The sequence below is a fragment of the Rhodococcus sp. JG-3 genome (assembly GCF_000482405.1).
Classification (GTDB): domain Bacteria; phylum Actinomycetota; class Actinomycetes; order Mycobacteriales; family Mycobacteriaceae; genus Rhodococcoides; species Rhodococcoides fascians.
Map to the genome: position 1 here is coordinate 4776895 of NZ_KI519398.1, position 20665 is coordinate 4797559.

The following is a 20665-nucleotide window of genomic DNA, read 5'->3' on the forward strand; positions in this document are numbered from 1 at the left end:
CGGCCCGAAAACGTGCTTTCGGGTAACAGCGATCGAGAGGTGGACAGGAGGCAGCCAGCGCAACGTCCAAAGGTACCCCAAATGTGCGCACAGCGCAACGGGGGCATCAAAAGTAGCACCCGAGGTCCGTTCGCGCGCCGAGTCGGCAGCAGCGTGTCGGCCTTCCTCGCCGAGGCCCGAACGAACAGCAACGGTGACAGAAGACTGTGGCTGACGACCGGCAACGGTCGGTCACCACGGGGGTGCTCCTTCACGACAAGAGTGACCCCTGCGCCTTCCTTCGTCAAGAGGTCCGCGGGAATCCGCTGCCGCTATGGCAATCGGCCGCTGCTTCTGATTGTATTTCTTCTGTCGCAACCGGGGGCGGCGTCGTTCTGTCATCGGACGTGCTGTGTGACAGATCTTCCTCTGTGCCACAGACAGATTCACGGAGCACTCACATCACGTCTCGCGGGGGGACAACATGGTCACGGTGGTAAAAATCGGCGCTGCATGCAGGTGTCGAGCCCTCGGCAGCCCCGCGTGAGCAGGGGTTCGCCCGTCGTCGAGTTCGTCATCGCCCGTGCGCGCTGGGTCCTCGCTGCCGTGGTGGCAACCGTCCTGCTCGCCGGAACCTGGGGCCTGGGCGTCGTCGACGAACTCAGCATCGGTGGCTACAGCGATCCCGGGAGCGAGTCGGCGAAAATCGACGCACTCGTCGAATCCCGGTTCGGTCGCGACGTTCCGGACATCGCGGTGATCTACACCCCGACGGACGGGCGGACGGTCGACGGGATCAGGGACGCGGTGGCGGCAAGCCTGGCCGGAATCGACGCGGGTGTACTGGCCCGCGACCCCGTCACCTACTGGACGGTGCCCGACGCCTTTGCTCCCGGACTTCGATCGTCGGACGGCAACTCTGCCCTCGCGGTGCTGACTCTGACCGGCGACGAGGATCGGCGCGTCAAGTCCTACCAGGACCTGCGTGAGAAGTTGACGATCGATGGCGCGGACGTGCAGCTCGGTGGATTCTCGGCCGTCTTCGACGCGTACAACGAGCAAGCGCGGGCAGATCTGGTGCGAGCCGAGATCATCACCTTCCCGATTCTGCTGGTCCTGCTCCTGATCGTGTTCGGCGGACTCGTCGCCGCAGGAACTCCGCTGGTGATCGGCGGACTGAGCGTGCTGGCCTCCCTGGCCGTGCTGCGAGCGGTGAACAGCGTCTCCGAGGTGTCGGTGTTCGCGACCAACATTGCATCCCTCGTCGGACTCGGAATGGCCGTCGACTACAGCCTGTTCGTGATCACGCGGTTTCGCGAGGAGCTGCGCAACGGGCACGGAACGGTGGATGCGGTACGCTGCACGATGTCCACCGCCGGCCGAACCGTGGCGTTCTCGGCACTGCTGCTGATCTGTGCATTCATCGGCATGCTCATCTTCCCGCAGGCAATGATTCGCTCACTGGGCATCGGCGGCATGGCAGCGGTGGCCGTCGCCGCCGTGATCTCGCTGACCGCGTTGCCCGCCGCACTCGCCCTCCTCGGCCCCCGCATCGATTCGCTGAGCTGGCGCACTGGTGCGATCGACCGCGGCGAGGCACGGGCGCAGAGGTTCTGGGGCACAGTCGCAGACCGCGTGATGCGCAGGCCCGTCCTCGTGGCCGTTGCCATCATCGGCGTGCTGGCCGTCCTCTGCGCACCCATCTCCGGAGTAGCTCTGGGCGACCTCGACCACACGGGTCTGCCGGCGGACTCACCCGCCCGGATCGCCACGCAGAAGCTGATCACCGAATTCACCCTCGCCAACAGCAGCGTCACCGTCGTCGTCGAATCGGTCACCGACCAACCGCCGAGCCCTGCCGCGGTCTCCGAAGTCACCGCTGCAGTCGGCCGCGTGGACGGAGTCACGGCCGCGTTTCCCAGTGGCAGCACCGACAATCTGACCGTGGTCGATGCCATCATGAACTCGGCCGATCGCACCCCCGCTGCACTCGCGACACTGGATGCGATTCGATCGATCCCCGCTCCTGCCGGGACGACGCTCGGCGTAGGCGGCAGCACCGCGCAGAGCGAGGACGGCATCGACGCGATCTACTCCACCATTCCCTGGATGCTGGCCATCATGGTGCTGGCCACATTCACGATGACGACACTGGCCTTTCGTTCGATCGTGCTCAGCCTCAAGGCAATTGCCATGGCGATGGTCAGCCTGGCGGCCACTTTCGGTGTGCTCACCTGGATCTTTCACGACGGCTACGGTGCCGGGCCGATCGGCGTCACTGCCGGCCCTCTACAGTCCACGATGAGCATCCTCGTCATGGCGGTGGTGTTCGGCCTGTCCACCGACTACGAGATCTTTCTGCTTTCACGCATCGTGGAGGCCCACGACAACGGAGCCGGCACCAGAGAGGCAGTCCGCCTCGGGGCCGCTCACACCGGACGCATCGTGACGGCCGCAGCGCTGCTGCTCATCACCGTCACCGCGTTCTTCTCGTTGTCCGAACTGTCGATGATGCGACTGGTGGGTATCGGCATCATCGTCGGTCTCGTCATCGACGCCACCATCGTGCGGATGATGCTCGTGCCCGCCCTCGTCGCGCTGATGGGAAACGCGAACTGGTGGTTGCATCCCACCCCGACACGACCGACTGGGACTGGGCGGGACGGGGCCGGGGTTCCCGAACTCCCGGGAACCCCGGCCCCCGCCGACTACTGACTACCTTCGCGCCACCGAGTGGCCTCGGCGAGCGCGAACCCATGGACGTCGGCCAGCTCACCCAATCGTTCGACGCTGTCACCGTCGAGAGTGGTGCCGATGCTGCGGAGGTCGAACTCACCCGACAGGGCGATCAACATCGTCTCCGCCATGCAGGCATACGTCAGACCCGGAGCCAACCCGTAGGTCAACCCGAAATCCGAACCCGACGGCACCCTGACGATGCCGCCGTCGAACACCGTCACGTCCGGCCGCTCACCGCGCACGTCTCGGCCGATGTTCGGCGGCTGCGCAACATCGCAGACGATGGCACCCTCCATCAGGTCCGTCGGATCGATCAACGCATGCGGCGCCGATGTGGCTGCGATAACGATCAACGAATCCTGCACCGCAGCAACGGGATCGGTGAAGAACTCGAGGTGCCGCGACTTGATCAGATCATCCATGTCGCCGTTCATCTCGTGTGCAGCAACGGCAAGATTCCCCGTGCCGGACCCGCCCGTCGCACTCGCCACCATCTCCTGCGCGGCCGCCCACAACTTCGGCGCGACGACCGTGCTCTCACCCCGCCGACCGACCAGGGCGATACTGCCGACCTCGCCGGCCAACTGCTTGCCGATGGTCCGACCGATGGCCCCGGCAGCACCGAGAATCGTCACTCGGGCCTGCGCTACGTCGATTCCGCGTTCCCGGCACACGCGTCGAACAGCCCGCAGACTCGCTGCGGCGGTGAACGTGTTGCCGGTGGTGATCGGACGCGACCTCGCGCCGAGGCCCAATCCATTACCGGTGATGACCGACGAATAGCCGCCCAACCCGACGACCGTCGCACCGCGCGAGATCGCGAGTTCGACGGCGCCGCCCACCACGCGCAGCGCCTGCTCGGTCGGCAAGTGCAGCAATTGTTCCGAGGTGTAGGGCAACCCGATCAGGTCGCCGTGTGCCTTGGCGTCCCCTCCCCCGACGACCCGGCCACTGCCGATGACGAACGACGCAGGGTCGAGCTCGGATGTCGACGCAGCGAACCTCTCGAGCAGATCCTGTCGCTCGCCATGATGGAAGACGTCGAGCGCCGGGTCGAAGGCGGCGAAGAACTCCAGATTCAAGGGGTGCGCGATGAACGCGAACCGCCGATCGGTGCGACGAACGGCGATATCGGGGATGCGGCCCGGGCGGAGCGCAGCGAGCGACGGTGGGGTACCGACGGTCGGACGGCCCAGAAGGTGCCCGAACAATCCGTCCATGTCCCCCATCGCCGCGTAACCCAGCGCACGGTCGAGTGCTGCAATCAGCCGCGAGCACTGCACCGCCGACACAGTCAACGGCGGTTCGATCCGAATCACCCTGTTACCGAACAGAGTCGGAGCCACCCGGATTCCCTCGACGTCGAGCAGGTACGAACAGATGACCGCCGTCAGGTTGTGTTGCTGCGCAATCGAACCCAGTAGCGACTGACGTCCCACGAAGTTCACGTCGGCGGTGAGCTCGATGCCGAGCAGGAGCCCGCGACCACGAACACCGGTGACCACGGACGGATACTTCTCGGCCAACGCATTCAGATCCTTCGACAATTGCCGGCCGAGCACGGCAGCGTTCGTCACCACTGCGCCGTCGTCCCGGGTCAACTCGTCGATCACCGCGATGCCCACCCGAGCCGCCAACGCGTTGCCCGCAAACGTCGACGTGTGGCGCAGCGCAAAGCTCTCGTCTACCAACTTCGGTGCACACAACACCGCACCCACCGGCACGATCCCGCCACCGAGCGCTTTCGCGACGGTCAGAATGTCGGGCACCACCCCCTCGTGTTCCGACGCGAACATCCGGCCGGTCCGGCCGAGTCCCGTCTGCACCTCGTCGAGCGCCATCAGCACTCCGTGCCGATCACAGATCTCCCGCACTCGCCGCAGATAACCGTCGGGCGGACACACCACTCCGCCTTCACCCTGAATCGGCTCCACCAGGAACACCGCGTAATGGCCCGGCGCTGCCGACAGGGCCGCGTCGAGCGCGCCCGAATCACCGAACTCGATGTGATCGAAACCCTCGACCGGTGCGCCGAACCCGGCCTGATACTTGACGCTTCCGGTCGCAGACAGTGCTCCGAGCGTCTTGCCATGGAAACTGTTCCCGGTGGTCAACACGCCCAACCGTCCGGTATGCGACCGCGCGATCTTGAGCGCCACCTCCGTAGCCTCGGTACCGCTGTTGACGAACGTCGTTCGCGTCAACCCGTGAGGTGCGATGCGCCCCAACCGATCCGCCAGTTCCCCTGCCGCCGTCAATACCGAGGGCTGCACGAAAATTGGCTCCCCACTGCACCGAACATCATTGATCGCCTGCCAGATCGGCGTAGGTCCGTGCCCGAACGGCAGTGCGCCGTACGCCCCCGCGAAGTCCAGATAGCGCCGGCCGGAGGCGTCGAACAGGACTGTTCCGTCGCCGCGCACGTACTCGCGATCCAAATTCAGGGCCGACAACAATCGGTACAGTTCGGGATTGACGTTCTCGGCGAAGCCCGACCGACCGGACCTCGATTCCAGCACGGACAATTCGATAGTTGTGTCAGTCATGACCAGCATGCTCCGTATTCATCGGATCCATCCCTGGCTGTCGAGCGTCGAAATGGTTGTCCCGAACAACCAGGGCTCGTCACAAGCCAGGACGCAATCGCGATATTAATCCCGTCGTGCACCGGCGACAGATGAGCGACGAACGCACGAAAAAGCCCCATCCGCGCAGCGTTACTGCGTCGAACGGGGCCGATCCGAAAAGCGGGGCCAGCGAATCCCGGTACTACTGGTCGTCGATTGCCGACAGCTTCCAGGTGCCGTCGACCTTTTCCATGTTGACCGTCAACGGGCCCTCGGCACTACCCGAAGCAACGCCGTTCTGTGTGGCGCTGATGTTCACATTGGCGATCAGCTCGGCACTGCCGTCCTCCAACCGCGAGACGCCGATGTCGGTCACCATGGCCTCGGTTCCTGTCATCGTCTGCACCACAGCAGATTTGGTGGTGTCGGCGGTGGAGTTGAACTCGTCGAGCATCGACTGATTGAGGACCGCACGGGCGGCATCGAAATCGGCATCGATCGTCTCGGCCTTGTACGTGTAGAGAGTCTGAAGCGCATCGGTCGCGGCAGAGGTGACTTCCTGAGTGGCTGCAGAATCCACCCAGGCTGCATTGTCAATCGTTGCGAATGGCTTGAACGACGCCACAGCAGCGAAGGCACCGAGCACCACGGCAACGGCCGCGACGACAAACACGTGCTTGTAGCCGATTCCCGACATCGACCTGCTTTGCGTGGTATCCGCAGAATTCGCGTCGGACGCTCCGGACTCGATGAGAGCAGGCTCCGAGTCGGCCTTGCCGGTTGCGGTCTCGCCTGCGGCCGGCGTGTCGGTTGCGGTGTCGTCGACGGCGGGCTTGTCGGTTGCGGCCTCGTCGACAGCGGTCTTACCGCTGCCTGCCTTGCCGGTACCGGACTTCTCGAGCGAGGGTTTCGCAGCGGAGGACTCGTCGGCGACAGGCGTGCTCGATGCCGGTGTGGTGGGCGCGGGTGTGGTGGGCGCAGGAGTGGTGGGCGCAGCGCTGTCGGTTGCATCCGAACCCTTCACGGCGCTCGAATCCGCGTCGGGCGCTGCCGACTTCCCGGCTCCGGCGACCTTGCGACGGACTTTGCTGGTGGTCGTGGGTGGAACGATCTTGCGACGCTGGGGAGGCACTACAGAACTCCTTCGAAACTCACTGCACTACAGACGGAAACGACACTGCCGGGCAACGTCAGTTACCGCCGGAATCCGGCTGTGGAGCCGGCGTTGCTTCCGCGCTGGGGGTGCCCGCATTCGGGTCTGCCGCATTCGGATCTGCAGCATTGGGGTCTGCCGCATTCGGATCTGCAGCATTGGGGTCTGCCGCATTCGGGTCGGTAGCACCAGGCTCCGTCGGGATGACGGGGTTGGTGTTCGGGTTGTCCAGCGAGATCCGTGAACCGATCGGGTCGACCTTGTTGGTCTTCCACACCCCGTCGATCTCTTCCATGGCCAATCGCATCGTCAGCTTGCTCCGCTCGACGCGATCGGGCCAGGTGGTCGTCGTCGCGATGACAACGAGCGCCTCGGCGGTGTTCTCGTCGGTACTGAGCTCGGTGATCGCTGCGTGCAGAACCTCTGCCTCACTCTTGGCACCGGACTGACGAACCTGGTCGGTAATGCCCGACCGCGTCTGCTCGAGGTCGTTGAGCATCAGGTCGCCGGTGATGGACGACTTCATGTTGTCGAACGACTGATCGATGGTGGCCGCGTCGACCGTGTTGAGGTTGACGGCCGCTTGCTGAGCGCCGGTGAGAGCCGCGTCGCGGGTGTCCGCCATGGGCTTCTGGCTGAACAACGCCTTGCCCCAGCCGTAACCGAAGAACACTGCCGCTGCGAGCGCAACCACGGCGATCACGGTCACGACCGCAAGCAGAATCTTCGCTGTCTTGTTCTGCCCCGGAGTCGCTGGGGACTCCGGGGCTTCGGTGCTCGAGTTCACACTTTCCACCCTACTACTCGGTAATATCTGGCCGAACCGCTCTCGGCCCGACGATAGTGCTGAGCAGCAGTTTCTCCGATTTCACTACTTCGGCGTGACGCCGATCAGCGGTGCCAACTGGGTGGCGATCGGGTTGAGGTTCAACTTCTCGGGATCGACCTTGGGCTTGAGGTCCCACGGCTGCGGCACATCCGGATCGGCGAACACGATGCGGTTCGCACTACGAACGCCCGTCACGCTGCCCTGAGGTGTGGCGCAGTTCGCGTCGAGGTTCAGCGGGTAATTCTCCCGAGTCGGATCGAAGTTCGGGTTCTTGCGCTTCTCCTCGTCGAGGATCGCCTGGCTGCCCTCGTAGCCCACCGTGCACGGGGGCGGGTTGTTGGTCTCGAGCAACAGGCCCTGATGGATCGTGCCGTCGTCCGGGACGATGGTGGAGATGCCGGCACCGAGGGCAGGCAGGAACGTCAGGAACGGACGAAGCGCGAAGTACCGGGGTTCGGCCTGCGCAGCAACAAGTGCCAGGTTGTTGATATCGGTCGTCAGAGCCGGACCGGCATCGGTGATGAGACCACCGAGCTGATCGCCCGCCGCTGTGCCGGTGTCGATCAGGCGACGGATGTCCGGATCGCTGGACTTCAACTGAGCCGTCACCTCATCCAAGCTGGTGCTGAACTGCCGAATCAGATCCGACTGCTCGGACTGCGTGTTCAGCACCGGCACCGCGTCGCGCACCAGCGCGAGCGTCTGCGGCAGCGCCTCGTTGCCTGCCTCCGAGATGTTCCCGAGCGAATCGACGAGAGACGCAAGATCCGTGCCCTTTCCGTCGAACGCCACACCGAGCTCGTTGACGACTCGCGTCAACGTATCCAGCGGTACCGACCGAACCAGCGTGTTCGTGTTGGCGAGAACCTGTTCCACCGGCACGGGTGTGGTGGTGTCGGCCTCCGCGATCTGCGAACCGTCGACCAGGAACGGGCCCTGGTCGGTCTCGGGTTGCAGGTCGACGTACTGCTCACCGATGGCCGACCTGTTGGCCACGACGGCCTTGGTGTCGGCAGGGATGTCCGGGCCGCCGTCGTCGAGCATGAGCGCGACTCGGATCCCGTCTTCCGTCAGTTCCAGATCTCCGACGGTTCCCACCGGGACACCTCGGTAGGTGACCTCGGCGTTGGAGAAGATGCCACCGGAATCGGCGAGGTTCAGATCGACCTGGTACTGCCCGAAGCCGAGCATGTTGTCAAGTCGCACGTACTTGGCACCGACATAGACCGACCCCAGTACGGCGACCACGACGAAGAGGACCAATTGAATGCGAACCAGTCTCGATCTCACTGTCCAACTCCGAATCGCTCGAGCAGATCGTTCAACGGTGCGAACGGATCGGCCGGTGCGGGCGCGGCGGCCGCCGCTGCCTGCTCGTTCGCAGGTGCACCCGGACCGGGAACCGGTGACGGGATGATCGGCGGCAACGGCAGCAGCGAGATCGTCGGCCAACCCGGGCGCGGTCCGTTGCCGTTGTAGTACGGATTCGACGGGTCGACGACGGGCAGCGTGTTGCCGTACTTGGGCTGGATGTAGACCGGATCGCCCTCCCCGACGCCGAAGTTGCGCAACGCAGTTCCGATCGACAGGTCGAGCGAAAGGAACAGGTTCGCCGAGTTGCCCTCGATGATTTTCTCGGTGCCGTCCGCGAACGGCAGGGTGGGGATCACCGCGAGCGAGCTCACCACGTCGTCCGCCGAATCGGCCAGGGCCTGGAGCGTGGGGCGTAGTGCCCGCAGGTCCGCGATGAGATCGTCCTTGGAACGGTCGATCACGTCGGTGCCGACGGCTCCGAGACGGTCGAGCGCTCCGAGCATCTCGGTCAGCTGCGGGCGCTGCTGCTCGAGAACCTCGGTGGCGATCGGCAAATCCTTCAGCACTGCGTCGATCTTGTCGGTCTGCGTGTTGACGCGGCCGCTGAGAGTGTCCAGCCCGTCGATGGCGCGGGTGATGTCGTCACGCTGCTGGTTGAGGCCGTCGATGAGGGTGTTCGCTTGCTGCAGAAGCTCTTTGGTTCTGCCTTCGCGACCGTCGAACGCCGTGCTCAGTTCCTTGACGATCGGCGAGAGCTGCCCGACACCGCCGCCGTTGAGCAGCAGCGAGAGCGCACCGAGTACCTGTTCGATATCGGTGGCATGGCGGGTGCGATCGAGCGGGATCGTGGCCCCGTCCTGCAGACGCGCTGCTTCCTCGTCGCCAGGAGGTGCCGAGAGCTGCACGAACTTCTCGCCCAACAGGTTGGTCTGTTGCACCGATGCGATCGCGTTGGCCGGAAGGTCGACGTCGGAATTCAAGATGACGTTGACGTCGGCGGTCCAGCCGTCGTTCGGGACCGTTATCGAGTCGACGCGGCCGACCGAGACGCCGTCGACCTTCACGGTCGACTGCGGGACGAGGTCCAGTACGTCGTCGAACTGCACCGTCAGGTTCAACGGGTTCTCACCGACGTCGGCACCGCCGGGCAGCGGTATCGCGTAGATGCCGGCCGACGAGCATGCTCCGGCCGACAGCGCCACCACGCACGCACCGGCTCCGACCACCAAAGAACGCTTCACTCGAGCTCGATTCCGATTCACAGAGGCTCTCACTGTCCCCCACCTCCGATGTACGACTGCTCCAGTCCGGGCATCGAGCTGTTTCCGAGCCTGGGCGAGACGACGCCAGGCACGGTGCCCGGCACGGACACGTTCTGCTCGATGTCGTTGGTGAGAACGCCGAACGGCAGCACGATCCGGTTCTGGTCTTTGATCGGGGCCTGGATCATCGTGGTGATGTTGGAGCACTGATCGATGATCGGCTGAATCTGCGCACCGAGTGCTTCGAAGCGCGGATCACCGGGAACCAGCTTTCCGAGATCGATGAGCTGACACAGGGTGCCGAGCGGATCCTGGGTCTCGTTCTGGAGATTGGCGCGCGTGGCGAGCGTTCCCGACTCGGCGTCGTAGGCGTTTACCAGGTTGCTGATGGCCAGCGGCAGCAACGTGAGCGTTTGCACCAGCTGCTCGCGGTTGTCGGCGAGTGTCTGCGTCGGAACCGTGAGACCGTTCGCGGCATCGGTCAGTTGGGTCCGGTTGTCCGCGACGAACGTCGCCACGTCGCCGAGCGAGACCGACAGCTGTTGGAGTGCAGCTCCGAGGTCCTCTCGCTGCCCCGACAGGAAACCGGTCAGGTCGGCCAACTGGGTGTTGAAGTTGCGTACCTGCTGATCGTTGACGGCCAAGGCGCTGACGAACGTCTGCAGGTTCTTGATCGTGTCGAACACGTCGGTGCGCGAGTCACTCAACGTTCGACCGGCGGCCGAGAGCTGGGTGATGCTGTTGCCCAACGCTTCACCGTTGCCGTCGAGGTTGGCTGCACCGGTGTTGACCAGATCTGTGAGAGCGCCGTCCTTGTTCGCGCCGTCCGGACCGAGGGCGGTGGACAGGTCGTCGATGGACTTGTACAGCTCGTCGACCTCGACGGGTGTTGCGGTGCGATCGCGACCGATCGTCGCGCCGTCGGCCATGGTGTCGCCGCCGGTGTAGGCGGGTGAAACCTGGACGTAGCGGTCGGCGACGAGCGACGGGGTGACCTGCACGGCCTTTGCGTCCACAGGAATGTCGACCCCACGGTCGACGCGGAGGACGACCTCCACGTCTTCGCCTTGCGGCGTCACGGAGTCGACCGTACCGACCTTGACGCCAAGCACGCGCACCTCCGAGCCGGAATAGATGCCGATCGACTTGTCGAAGTAGGCGGTGATCTTGGTCGTTCCGGCCCTGGTGAACAGCCACCAGCCGGCGACCGCGAGGACGAGCGCCACGGTCACGACGACGGCGATCAGCGCGAGCTTGTTCTTGCTTCTCGGTGCTGTCTGCGTGTCTGTCATCAGTTCCCCGCCAACGTATCGAGCGAGGGCTGGCGGTAACCAGGTATCAACGGAACTCCGGGCGGTGTGAGGTTTGCCAGCGTGATGTCTATCCACCGGCCGTTGCCGGTCAGATTCGTGTACAGCCGAATGAACGGTTCGTACAGCTTCAGCGCACGGTCGAGGTTGTCGTTGTTGCGCTGCAGGATCTCGATGGTGCCGTTGAGCTGCTGCAACATCGGGTTGATGGTGGCCTCGTTGTCGCGAACCAGGCCGGTCAGCTCTTGCGACACTCGCTGAGTGCCGGTGAGCAGCTGCGAGATGGCCTGCTGCCGATTGTTGAGCTCTTCGAGAAGCGGGCCCGCGTCGGTGATCAGTTGGTTGAACTGCTCGTTGCGGTCGGCCAGCACCTTCGAGGTCTCGCCGGTGGCCTCGAACAGCTTCTTCAGTTCCTCGTCACGGCTGGCCACGGTCTGCGATAACCGAGTCACACCGTCGAGCGAGGCACGGATGTTCGCAGGCGTCTCGGAGAACGCCTCGGACAGGGTCCGCATGCTCGTCGCCAGCTGATCGGTGTCGATGTCGCTGATGGTCGAGGCCGCAGCGGAGAACGCGTCGATCACGTCGTACGGGGACGTGGTGCGCTCGAGCGGAATCGGGTCCTTGGGGCTCAACGTCTCCGGACCGCTCGGGTCGAGCGCCAGATATTTCTGCCCCAGCACAGTCTTGATGGCGATGGCCGCTCGCGACTCGTTGCCGACCCAGGCGTCCTTGACCGTGAAGTCCACGAGCACCCGGTCGCCGTCGAGACGCACATCGGTGACCTTGCCGACCTTCACGCCCGCGATACGGACCTCGTTGGGCGGCTTGAGCCCTGCTGCCTCGCTGAACTCGGCGGTGTACACCGAACCCGCACCGATGATCGGGAGCCGGTCGAGAAAGAAGACCGACATCGTGGCGAGCAGGATGATTGCGATACCTAGCGCACCGATGGTGGCCGGACTACGACGAGATTTCATTGCTTGATCCCCCCAGCTTTGCAACGCGCTGCGGAGTTCGTGTACAGCGGCTGGTTGACGGTCGGCAGCCCGGTCGGCAGATTCAGATTCGGCGAACTACCCGGTCCGGCGACGATGTCGATACCGCACAGATAGAAGGTGAACCAGGATCCCTGCTGGGCCGTGCGAATGAGCTTCTCGAGTTTGACGGGCAGAATTCCGAGGACCGTGTCCACGTCGTCGCTTCGTCGGTTGACTGTCTCGGCCAACGTGTTCAACGCAGTCACCGAACCCTGGATCGACGGCCTGGTCGGCTCGAGCAGGTCGGCGGTCGCGTTGGTCAGGCCGGCGAGCGACGTCACGGCGGAGCCGACGACACCACGGTCGGCCGACAGGCCCGAGACGAGCTGCTGCGTGTTGACGATCAGGCTGTCGAGCTGCCCGTCGTTCTGGTTCACCGTCTCCAACACGTTGTTCAGATTGGTGATGACCTGCCCGATGACCTGATCCTTGTCGGCGACGGTGTTGGTCAGGGTCGCCGTATTGGTGACCAGTTCGTTGATGGTGCCCGACTCCCCCTGGAACACCTGAATGATCTGGTACGACAGCTTGTTGACGTCATCGGAGCTGAGCGTGGTGAACAGCGGGCGGAAGCCGTCGAAGAGCGTGGTCAGGTTCACCGCAGGCTTGGTCCGCTCCAACGGAATGGTGGCACCGTCGGTGATCTTCCGACCCTGATCTCCCGAACCCTGCTCGATGGCGATGTAGCGCTGGCCCACCAGGTTCCGGAATCGGATGGTCGCCGTCGAACTGGCCGGGAGCCAATCACGACTGCTCAGAGTGAAGTCCACCTTGGCTTCGCGCTCGTTGGCGATCTCGATCTTGTCGACCTGGCCGACACGAACGCCCGCGATACGAATCTCGTCGCCCTCGTTGAGAGACGTGACGTCCGTGAACACAGCCGAGAACTTGGTGCCGCCGCCGCCGCTGGAATTGGCGATGGTGAAGGCAAGGGTGGCCGTAGCAATGATCGTAATCACGGCGAACACGACCAACTTGATGATCGGCGCGAGAAGGCCTCTCATGGCACGGTCACCTCCACTCCTCTCAGTGCCGGTGCGCCGATAGCGGCCGCCCACGACGGAATACTGTCCGGTGCAACACCACTCGCCTGTCCGTAGATCACGGCCAGAGTGTCGCGCTCGAAGTCGGAGCCCTCGTAGCTCGCCGGCTGCGCGGATGCGGAGACGGCGGGAACGATGGAACTCTGGGCAGACTTCGGTGGTCCCTGTCCTTCGATCACCTGCGGGCCCGGGTTCCGGGTCGGCACCTGGTAGGAACCGTCGTTGATCGAGCCTCCCGGATACTGCGGGAAGAACTCCCCCGGCGCCGCGGGCTCGAAACAGGTGGCTCCGCGATCGTCGAACAAGCGCGGCTCGTCCTGGTTCGGCAAGTAACGACCCTTCGGGTTGACGAACGGTGCGGAGACGTTGATGCCGGGGTACTCGTCGCCCTCACCGAGTACGACTTTTCCGCGCCTGGCACCTTCGGCGAAATAAGTGAACGTGCAGCCGAACGTCGGGGAGAACTCGGCCAGCAGCTCGAGCGCTTCCCGAGAGTTCGCGGCCAATCCGATCAGGTTCTCGGAGTTGGTCTGTAGAAAGTCCGCAGTGGTGTACGACGCCGAGGTCAGGGAGCCGTACAGCGTGTCGAGGCTGGACTGCCGCTCGACCACGGTGTTGCCCGTCGTCCGCAAGTTGTCCAGCGCCGAGACCAAGTCCGGTGCCGCGTCTGCGTAGGTCTGCGAGAAGTCGGCCAGCCCGACCAACGTCTGCTGGATGTTCGGCAACTCCGTGTTCAGACCCGACACGATGTTCGTCAGGTTGTCGATGGTCTGGCCCAGTTGCTCACCGCGCCCGCTGAGGCCCTGCGCCAACGACCCGAGGGTGTTCGCCAGATCCTGTGGCGGAATCGCCTGCAGCAGTGGAAGCAAGCCGTCGAGCAACTGCCCGACCTCGATGGCGTTTCCGCTGGTGTCCTGTTTGAGGACCGTGCCCTCGGAGATCGGCGACGCCGCATCGTTCTCGGGCACGATCAACGAGACGTAGCGCTCACCGAACAGTGTCTTGGGAAGCAACCGTGCCGTCACGTTCGACGGAATCAGCGGTGCCTTGTCCGGATCGATGGCGAGCTGCGAGGTCACGACGCCGTCGACGGTGGACGCCGAGCGCACCTCGCCGACGATCATTCCGCGCACCTTGACATCCGCGTTCATCGGCAGCGCGTTGCCGACCGAGTCGGTTTCGAGGCTGACTTTCACCACATCTTTGAACGTCTTGTTGTAGGACGTGATGCTCCACCCCAGGAACAGGATGAGCACCAGGAAGAACGCCAAACCGAGGAGTACTCGCTTCAGTCGCGACGGCGAGTCGATCATCCCGCAACCCTCACTGTGGTGGTCGTGCCCCAGATGGCGAGGCTCAAGAAGAAGTCCAGTACGGCGATCGTGACGATCGCGGTACGAACGGCACGGCCCACTGCGACGCCGACACCGGCAGGTCCGCCAGAGGCGTGGTAGCCGTAATAGCAGTGGATCATGATCAGGACGAAGGCGAATATCAGCACCTTCAAGAACGAATACAACACGTCTTCCGGAGGTAGGAAGAGGTTGAAGTAGTGGTCGTAGGACCCCGTGGACTGCCCGTTGAAAATGGTGCTGATCCCTCGGGATGCGACGTACGACGCCAACAGCCCGACGATGTACAGCGGGATGACGGCCACGAAGCCTGCGATCATGCGGGTGGTCACGAGGAACGGCACGCTGGGTACGGCCATCACCTCGAGCGCGTCGATCTCCTCGGAGATTCGCATGGCACCGAGCTGGGCGGTGAAACCACAGCCGACGGTGGCCGAGAGTGCCAGTCCTGCGACAATCGGCGCGATCTCACGGGTGTTGACGTACGCGGACAGGAATCCGGTGAGCACGGAGCTACCGAGCTGTTCGAGGGCTGCATAGCCCTGTAGACCGACGACGATGCCGGTGAAGCCGGACATCATCACGATCACGCCGATGGTCCCACCGATGACGGCGAGCGCACCGCTGCCGAAGGTGACCTCCGCCAGCAGGCGGAGCACCTCCTTCTTGTAATGCACTGCGGTCTTGGGAATCCACCCGATGGCCCGCAGGTAGAACGACATTTGCTCGCCTGCGCGGTCGAGCACGTTGAGCGGGGCGTTGCCGACGCGCTTGACGCGCATCAGCGTGCGGTCACCGCGACCTCTTGCGATCGTCATCGCGGTTACGCTCCCTTCGCTGGGACGACCTGGAGATAGACCAGGGTCAGGATGAGGTTGGCGAAGAAGAGCAGCAGGAACGTGATGACAACCGTCTGGTTCACTGCCTCGCCGACGCCCTTGGGTCCGGGGTTGGGATTGAGGCCCTTGTAGGAGGCGATGATGCCCGCGATGAGTCCGAAGATTGCTGCTTTCGCCTCGGCGACATACAGATCCGGCAGCTGGGCCAAAAACGAGAACGACGCCAGATATGCACCGGGGGTGCCGCCCTGAAGGATCACGTTGAAGAAGTAACCGCCGGCGATGCCGACGACCGAGACCAGGCCGTTGAGCAAAAGTGCGACGAGGATCATCGCGAGCACTCGGGGAACGACGAGACGATGTACCGGGTCGATACCCAGCACTCGCATGGCGTCGATCTCCTCGCGGATGGTGCGCGAGCCGAGGTCTGCAGTCACAGCAGAACCGGCAGCGCCGGCCACCAGCAGTGCGGTCACGATCGGACTGCCCTGCTGGATGACCGCGAGCACGCTGGCCGCACCCGTGAACGACTCGGCACCGAGCTGCTTGATGAGCGATCCGGTCTGCAGCGCCACGACCGCGCCGAACGGAATGGCGACGAGCGCCGTCGGCAGAATCGTGACGCTGGCGATGAACCAGGCCTGCTCGATGAACTCGCGGAACTGGAACGGCCTACGGAAGGTGTTGCGAACCACCTCGACGAACAGTTCGACGATATTGCCGGCTTGTGTCAGAGCGGCGCTCGCCGGAGCGAACGTGGACTTCTTCGATCCCCCCATGTCTGCTATTGACCCCGACCTTGTGTTGGAGCTTGGTAGCCCTGCTGATCATGACCTTGCCCGCTGTAACTCTGCTGGTCGTAACCCTGCTGGTCGTAACCCTGGTGGTCGTAACCCTGGTGGTCGTAACCCTGGTGGTCGTATCCCTGCTGGTCGTAACCCTGCTGCTGGTCTGCATACGCGGGGTAACGCTGACCCGGGTCGGTGGTGTCGAGGCTTTCCTGGATCGCAACCTGGGCATTGTGCGGCAGGGTGTGCATGATCTGGCGGACGCGCTCCTGCCTACGCCCGACGGCTTCGCGCACCGGAGTTCCGGGAGTGGCCTTCATCTGCGGCACGATGCCTTCGACGTCGTCGACGCCGCCGGCGTGGTGGCCGGCGTCGACCATGGCCTGCTCCTGCGCCATCTGCGCCTCGTCCTTCTCCTCCGACATGCCGATCGGACCGATCATCGTTCCGTTGAGGAACTGCTTGACTACCGGCTCGTCGCTCGTCAGGAGCACCTCGCGGGGGCCGAACATGACCAGCTGGCGACGGAAGAGCATGCCGATGTTGTCGGGCACCGTCCGAGCGAGGTTGATGTTGTGCGACACGATCAGGATCGTGGCGTCGATCTCGGCGTTGATGTCGATCAGGGTCTGCGAGATGTACGTAGTGCGAACGGGATCGAGGCCGGAGTCCGGCTCGTCGACCAGGATGATCTCGGGATCGAGAACCAGAGCGCGGGCGAGACCGGCGCGCTTACGCATACCGCCGGAGATCTCGCCGGGCAGCTTGTCCTCGGCACCGAGCAGACCCGTCAGTTCCAACTTCTCCATGACGATCTTGCGGATGTCGGACTCGGACTTCTTCGTGTGCTCGCGGAGCGGGAACGCGACATTGTCGTAGAGGTTCATCGAGCCGAACAGTGCGCCGTCCTGGAACAGCACCCCGAAGAGCTTCCTGATCTCGTAGAGCTCACGGGAGGAGCACTGCAGGATGTCGGTTCCGTCGATGAATATCTTGCCCTGTTCGGGACGCAGGAGGCCGATCAAGGACTTCAGGAAGACCGACTTGCCGGTACCGGAAGGACCGAGGAGCGCACTGACCTCACCCTTCGGCAGGGTCAACGTCACGTCCTGCCAGATCTTCTGTACCCCGAAAGACTTGGTCAATCCCTCGACCGAAACCTCGACTCCCACGCTGACCTCCACAATTCGTACACATCGACCCGGATGTGGGTTGTGTCACTGTATCCCATGCACGTGTCCGCACCGACACGGGAGCTTACCGCCCAGTAAGAACTTCCCCGAGTCAGGCTGTAGAGCTTGCATCAGTGTGGCTCATCTCACGCGACACGGTCGGCGACTCGCCAGAACTGTGACAAGTCCCTGCGTCACAAAGCTGTGACACGCCACAAACAATGACCGCCGAAACCCTTCGGAATGCTTTGGACTTCGGCGAAACCGAGTAAACAGGGGCACAAGGCCGGTGTCACGCGATTTGCAGGAGTCCGTGATCGATCACAACAGTGCACCCCGTGCGGTGTCCGAGAACAGAAGAAGGGCCGTCCCCACCGAGGTGGGAACGGCCCTTCTTGCGCTCGTGCGTTCAGAGCACGAAGCACGACTGCAACGAAGCGGTCCTACTTGACGGAGATCTTCGCGCCGGCAGCTTCCAGCTTCTCCTTGGCGGCGTCGGCTGCGTCCTTGGCAACCTTCTCCAGAATTGCCTTCGGAGCGCTCTCGACGAGATCCTTGGCTTCCTTCAGGCCCAGGCCGGAAACGACCTCACGGACGACCTTGATGACCTGGATCTTCTTGTCGCCGGCCGACTCGAGGACGACGTCGAACTCGTCCTGCTCTTCAGCAGCCTCGGCGGGGGCTGCGCCGCCGCCTGCAGCAGCAACGGCGACGGGGGCAGCTGCGGTGACCTCGAAGGTCTCCTCGAATGCCTTCACGAACTCGCTGAGCTCGAGGAGAGTGAGCTCCTTGAACTGGTCGAGCAATTCTTCGGTGCTGAGCTTCGCCATGGTGGCGGGTCCTTCCTGTAAGTACCTAACCGCTGATCCGCGGCATGGTGTTGATGGTGTGGAGCTGAGCTGTACGCCAATACCAGCGGATCAGCTTTCGGCGGGAGCTTCCGCCGGTGCTTCTGTTTCTGCAGGTGCCTCGGCTGCGGCGGGTGCGCCGGCAGCCTTCTTCTCCTGCAACGCGAACGCCAGACGCGCGAACTGCGATGCGGGAGCGTTGAACAGGCCTGCAGCCTTCGACAAGTTGCCCTTCATGGCGCCGGCGAGCTTGGCCAACAGGATTTCGCGCGACTCGAGGTCTGCGATCTTGTTGATCTCTTCCACGGACAGCGTTGCGCCGTCCATGTAGCCGCCCTTGACGATCAAGGCCTTGTTGTCCTTCGCGAAGGCCTTGATGGCCTTCGCTGCGTCGACCGGCTCGCCCTTGATGAATGCAATGGCGGTCGGTCCGACGAACAACTCGTCGAGGCCGGTAATACCTGCCTCGGCCGCTGCGCGCTTGACCAGGGTGTTCTTGGCGACGGAGTACGTGGCACCTTCGCCGAGCGCACGCCGGAGCTGAGTCAGACCGGACACCGACAGGCCACGGTATTCCGTGACGACGGCAGCCGTCGAACCCTTGAACTGTTCGGTGATCTCCGATACTGCTGAGACCTTTTCGGGCTTTGCCATACTTCGCCTCCTCTCGTGGGAAGTTGTGTCGATCGCGAGAGGGCCGGAAAACGACGAACGCCCCGGCGCAAGAAGCACACGGGGCGTGAACGAGCAGGCAGTCGCGAGGACTGCAGACAGGTTCCCTACCTCGTTCTCCTGCGTGGGCCGTCCGACACGATCTCGGACCTTCAACCGCGCAACTCCCGGAAGTGAATCCTTCGAGAAGGCGGTGACCAACGGTCTTGGGTAGAACTTGATTGGGCGGTCTGGACCGGAGTGCGAGCACTCGTGATCCGAACCGTTGTTCAGGTTACAACATACTCCGCGTCAACTCCAAAACGCTGGGCTATTGCCGCACTCCGTAGACGACGAGGTTGCGCTCGTAACTGCCCACCGAGGCGTCGAAGTCGCCCGAGCACGTGATCAGCCTGATCTCGTCGGTGGGCACCGCCCCGAAGACCTGCACCGTCGGGAACTCCACTTTGCCGTAGTCGCCGACCCGATCGATGCGGTAGTCGACTCGACCACCCGTCCCGTCCCCCACCGTCACGACATCTCCCGGTCGAAGCTCCGACAACCGATCGAACACTGCGGGACCGGTCGTGGAATCCACGTGCCCGGCCAGCACGGTAGGACTACCGATCACGCCCGGTCTGCCGCCGCCGGTGAACCACCCGACGTCGTCGTAGTCGCTCGGCACCTCCATCTCGCCGTTCTCGGTGAGACCCAGGCCGATCAACGGCTCGTCGAGGTCGATGGCCTCGACGCTGAGCCGGGTCGGTGCCTGCGCCGCGAAATCCGCCGTCGGGCCCGGTCCCGGCAAATCTCCAGCGGTCGAGGACTCGGTCGCTGGTGCGGCAGGTGGTACCGAGGTAGGTGTTGGTGCGGCAGGTGGTGATGGTGCGGCAGATGGCGGCGGTGCGGACGTACAGCCCGTCACCACCACCACTGCCGTAACAGCAACCAGGAGCCGAGATCTCAGCTGCGTGCCGTTCCGCTGCGGCGAGCAACCAACGTCACTCCCGCGATCGCCGTTGCACCCAGGACTACTGCGCCGAGGGCAACCGCGCCGACGACGGGCACCGCATTACTGGAGGCCGAATCGGACGCCGCGGCCAGAGCCGAACCGCCACCTCCGGTGGCGACGGAGCCGACCGGAATCTGCGTCAGCTGTCCGCGTACCGCTCCGGCCACGAAGTCGACGGTGTGGGTGTCGGCCGCGAAGCCCGCCGGATTTGCTTCGATCTGGTCCAGCGTGAATCCGGTTCCACTGTCGGCGTCGGCACCGGCCGGCGTCAGGCCGGTGGTGAACGGTCCCTGCATGCAGCCGGTGCTCGAACGTGGGCCGTCACCGATCGGCGTCGGGTTCGGGAACGCCAGACGCGGAGGTCCCGCAGCACCCGCCGCCGCCTCGTGAATGTGCGTGGCGGTCTTGGCCGGGCTCATGTAATCGCCGGTGACGCCGTCGAGCGCGATGTCGTAGCAGACGATGTCGAGATCGGAATTGATGCGCAGCGTGAACGTGCCCGTCGCGCCCGGCTGGCCCGGAGTGGCGACACCGTCGCCGTTCACCACCTGGTCGGGAGTTGCCATCGCGGTGAACGCGCTGGTGAACGAGTCCGGTTCGGCAACGGGGGTATCGGCACCGGCCGGGGCCGCGGTGAACAGCATCAGTGCAGCGGCCGTGCCGCCGACGACTGCGGTGGCGGTGCCGCGGACGGACATGGTCGGGCGGGTGATCGAGCGTCTGGTCATCTCGTGGGCCTTCCGTGGGAGTATCGGGCAGGCGAGCCC

General features: G+C 64.1%; 17 protein-coding genes. 1 reads left to right on the top strand and 16 read right to left on the bottom strand.

Annotated features, from left to right (window positions below; genetic code table 11):
• Window positions 1-522 precede the first annotated feature (522 nt).
• Complete coding sequence (locus K414_RS0123790; protein WP_027498215.1) at window positions 523-2694, top strand: MMPL family transporter; 2172 nt, start codon at window positions 523-525, stop codon at window positions 2692-2694.
• Here K414_RS0123790 and K414_RS0123795 read toward each other — a convergent pair.
• The 16 genes from K414_RS0123795 to K414_RS0123870 form a co-directional block, all read right to left on the bottom strand.
• Entirely contained in the window at window positions 2688-5264 is a 2577-nt protein-coding gene (locus tag K414_RS0123795) for an aminotransferase class III-fold pyridoxal phosphate-dependent enzyme (RefSeq protein WP_027498216.1), read from the bottom strand. The genes K414_RS0123790 and K414_RS0123795 overlap by 7 nt on opposite strands.
• 223 nt (window positions 5265-5487) lie before the next feature.
• On the bottom strand, window positions 5488-6417 hold the full coding sequence (locus K414_RS0123800) for a hypothetical protein (protein ID WP_027498217.1): 930 nt from the start codon (window positions 6415-6417) through the stop codon (window positions 5488-5490).
• Between the two features lie 58 nt (window positions 6418-6475).
• The gene (locus K414_RS0123805) at window positions 6476-7225 is read right to left on the bottom strand and encodes a hypothetical protein (protein WP_027498218.1); all 750 of its coding nucleotides are present in this window, start codon (window positions 7223-7225) and stop codon (window positions 6476-6478) included.
• Between the two features lie 84 nt (window positions 7226-7309).
• Window positions 7310-8557, bottom strand: coding sequence for an MCE family protein (locus K414_RS0123810; RefSeq protein WP_027498219.1), 1248 nt, complete (start codon window positions 8555-8557; stop codon window positions 7310-7312).
• Entirely contained in the window at window positions 8554-9822 is a 1269-nt protein-coding gene (locus K414_RS0123815) for an MCE family protein (RefSeq protein WP_027498220.1), read from the bottom strand. The genes K414_RS0123810 and K414_RS0123815 overlap by 4 nt, the downstream gene beginning before the upstream one ends.
• Before the next feature lie 29 nt (window positions 9823-9851).
• Window positions 9852-11135 (bottom strand): MCE family protein, encoded by a 1284-nt coding sequence (locus tag K414_RS0123820; protein WP_027498221.1) that lies wholly within the window; start codon window positions 11133-11135, stop codon window positions 9852-9854.
• Window positions 11135-12133, bottom strand: a complete 999-nt coding sequence (locus K414_RS0123825; RefSeq protein WP_008713869.1) for an MCE family protein — start codon at window positions 12131-12133, stop codon at window positions 11135-11137. Before K414_RS0123825 ends, K414_RS0123820 begins: the two co-directional genes overlap by 1 nt.
• A complete protein-coding gene (locus K414_RS0123830; protein ID WP_027498222.1) occupies window positions 12130-13197 on the bottom strand; it encodes an MlaD family protein in 1068 nt (355 codons plus the stop codon). The genes K414_RS0123825 and K414_RS0123830 overlap by 4 nt, the downstream gene beginning before the upstream one ends.
• Window positions 13194-14549, bottom strand: coding sequence for an MCE family protein (locus K414_RS0123835; RefSeq protein ID WP_008713865.1), 1356 nt, complete (start codon window positions 14547-14549; stop codon window positions 13194-13196). Before K414_RS0123835 ends, K414_RS0123830 begins: the two co-directional genes overlap by 4 nt.
• Window positions 14546-15406 carry an ABC transporter permease gene (locus K414_RS0123840; protein ID WP_027498223.1) on the bottom strand — a complete coding sequence of 287 codons (861 nt, stop codon included), beginning with the start codon at window positions 15404-15406 and terminating at the stop codon, window positions 14546-14548. Before K414_RS0123840 ends, K414_RS0123835 begins: the two co-directional genes overlap by 4 nt.
• Before the next feature lie 5 nt (window positions 15407-15411).
• Window positions 15412-16206: an ABC transporter permease gene (locus K414_RS0123845; RefSeq protein ID WP_027498224.1), complete on the bottom strand. Its 795-nt coding sequence runs from the start codon at window positions 16204-16206 to the stop codon at window positions 15412-15414.
• 5 nt (window positions 16207-16211) lie between these two features.
• Entirely contained in the window at window positions 16212-17387 is a 1176-nt protein-coding gene (locus tag K414_RS0123850) for an ABC transporter ATP-binding protein (protein WP_094718929.1), read from the bottom strand.
• A 443-nt stretch (window positions 17388-17830) separates the two neighbouring features.
• The gene (gene rplL / locus K414_RS0123855) at window positions 17831-18217 is read right to left on the bottom strand and encodes a 50S ribosomal protein L7/L12 (RefSeq protein ID WP_008713856.1); all 387 of its coding nucleotides are present in this window, start codon (window positions 18215-18217) and stop codon (window positions 17831-17833) included.
• Between the two features lie 90 nt (window positions 18218-18307).
• Window positions 18308-18889, bottom strand: a complete 582-nt coding sequence (gene rplJ / locus K414_RS0123860) for a 50S ribosomal protein L10 (protein WP_008713855.1) — start codon at window positions 18887-18889, stop codon at window positions 18308-18310.
• A 328-nt stretch (window positions 18890-19217) separates the two neighbouring features.
• Window positions 19218-19694: a class F sortase gene (locus K414_RS0123865; RefSeq protein ID WP_228139272.1), complete on the bottom strand. Its 477-nt coding sequence runs from the start codon at window positions 19692-19694 to the stop codon at window positions 19218-19220.
• A 155-nt stretch (window positions 19695-19849) separates the two neighbouring features.
• Window positions 19850-20626, bottom strand: coding sequence for a CHRD domain-containing protein (locus K414_RS0123870; RefSeq protein WP_027498227.1), 777 nt, complete (start codon window positions 20624-20626; stop codon window positions 19850-19852).
• Between the last annotated feature and the right edge of the window lie 39 nt (window positions 20627-20665).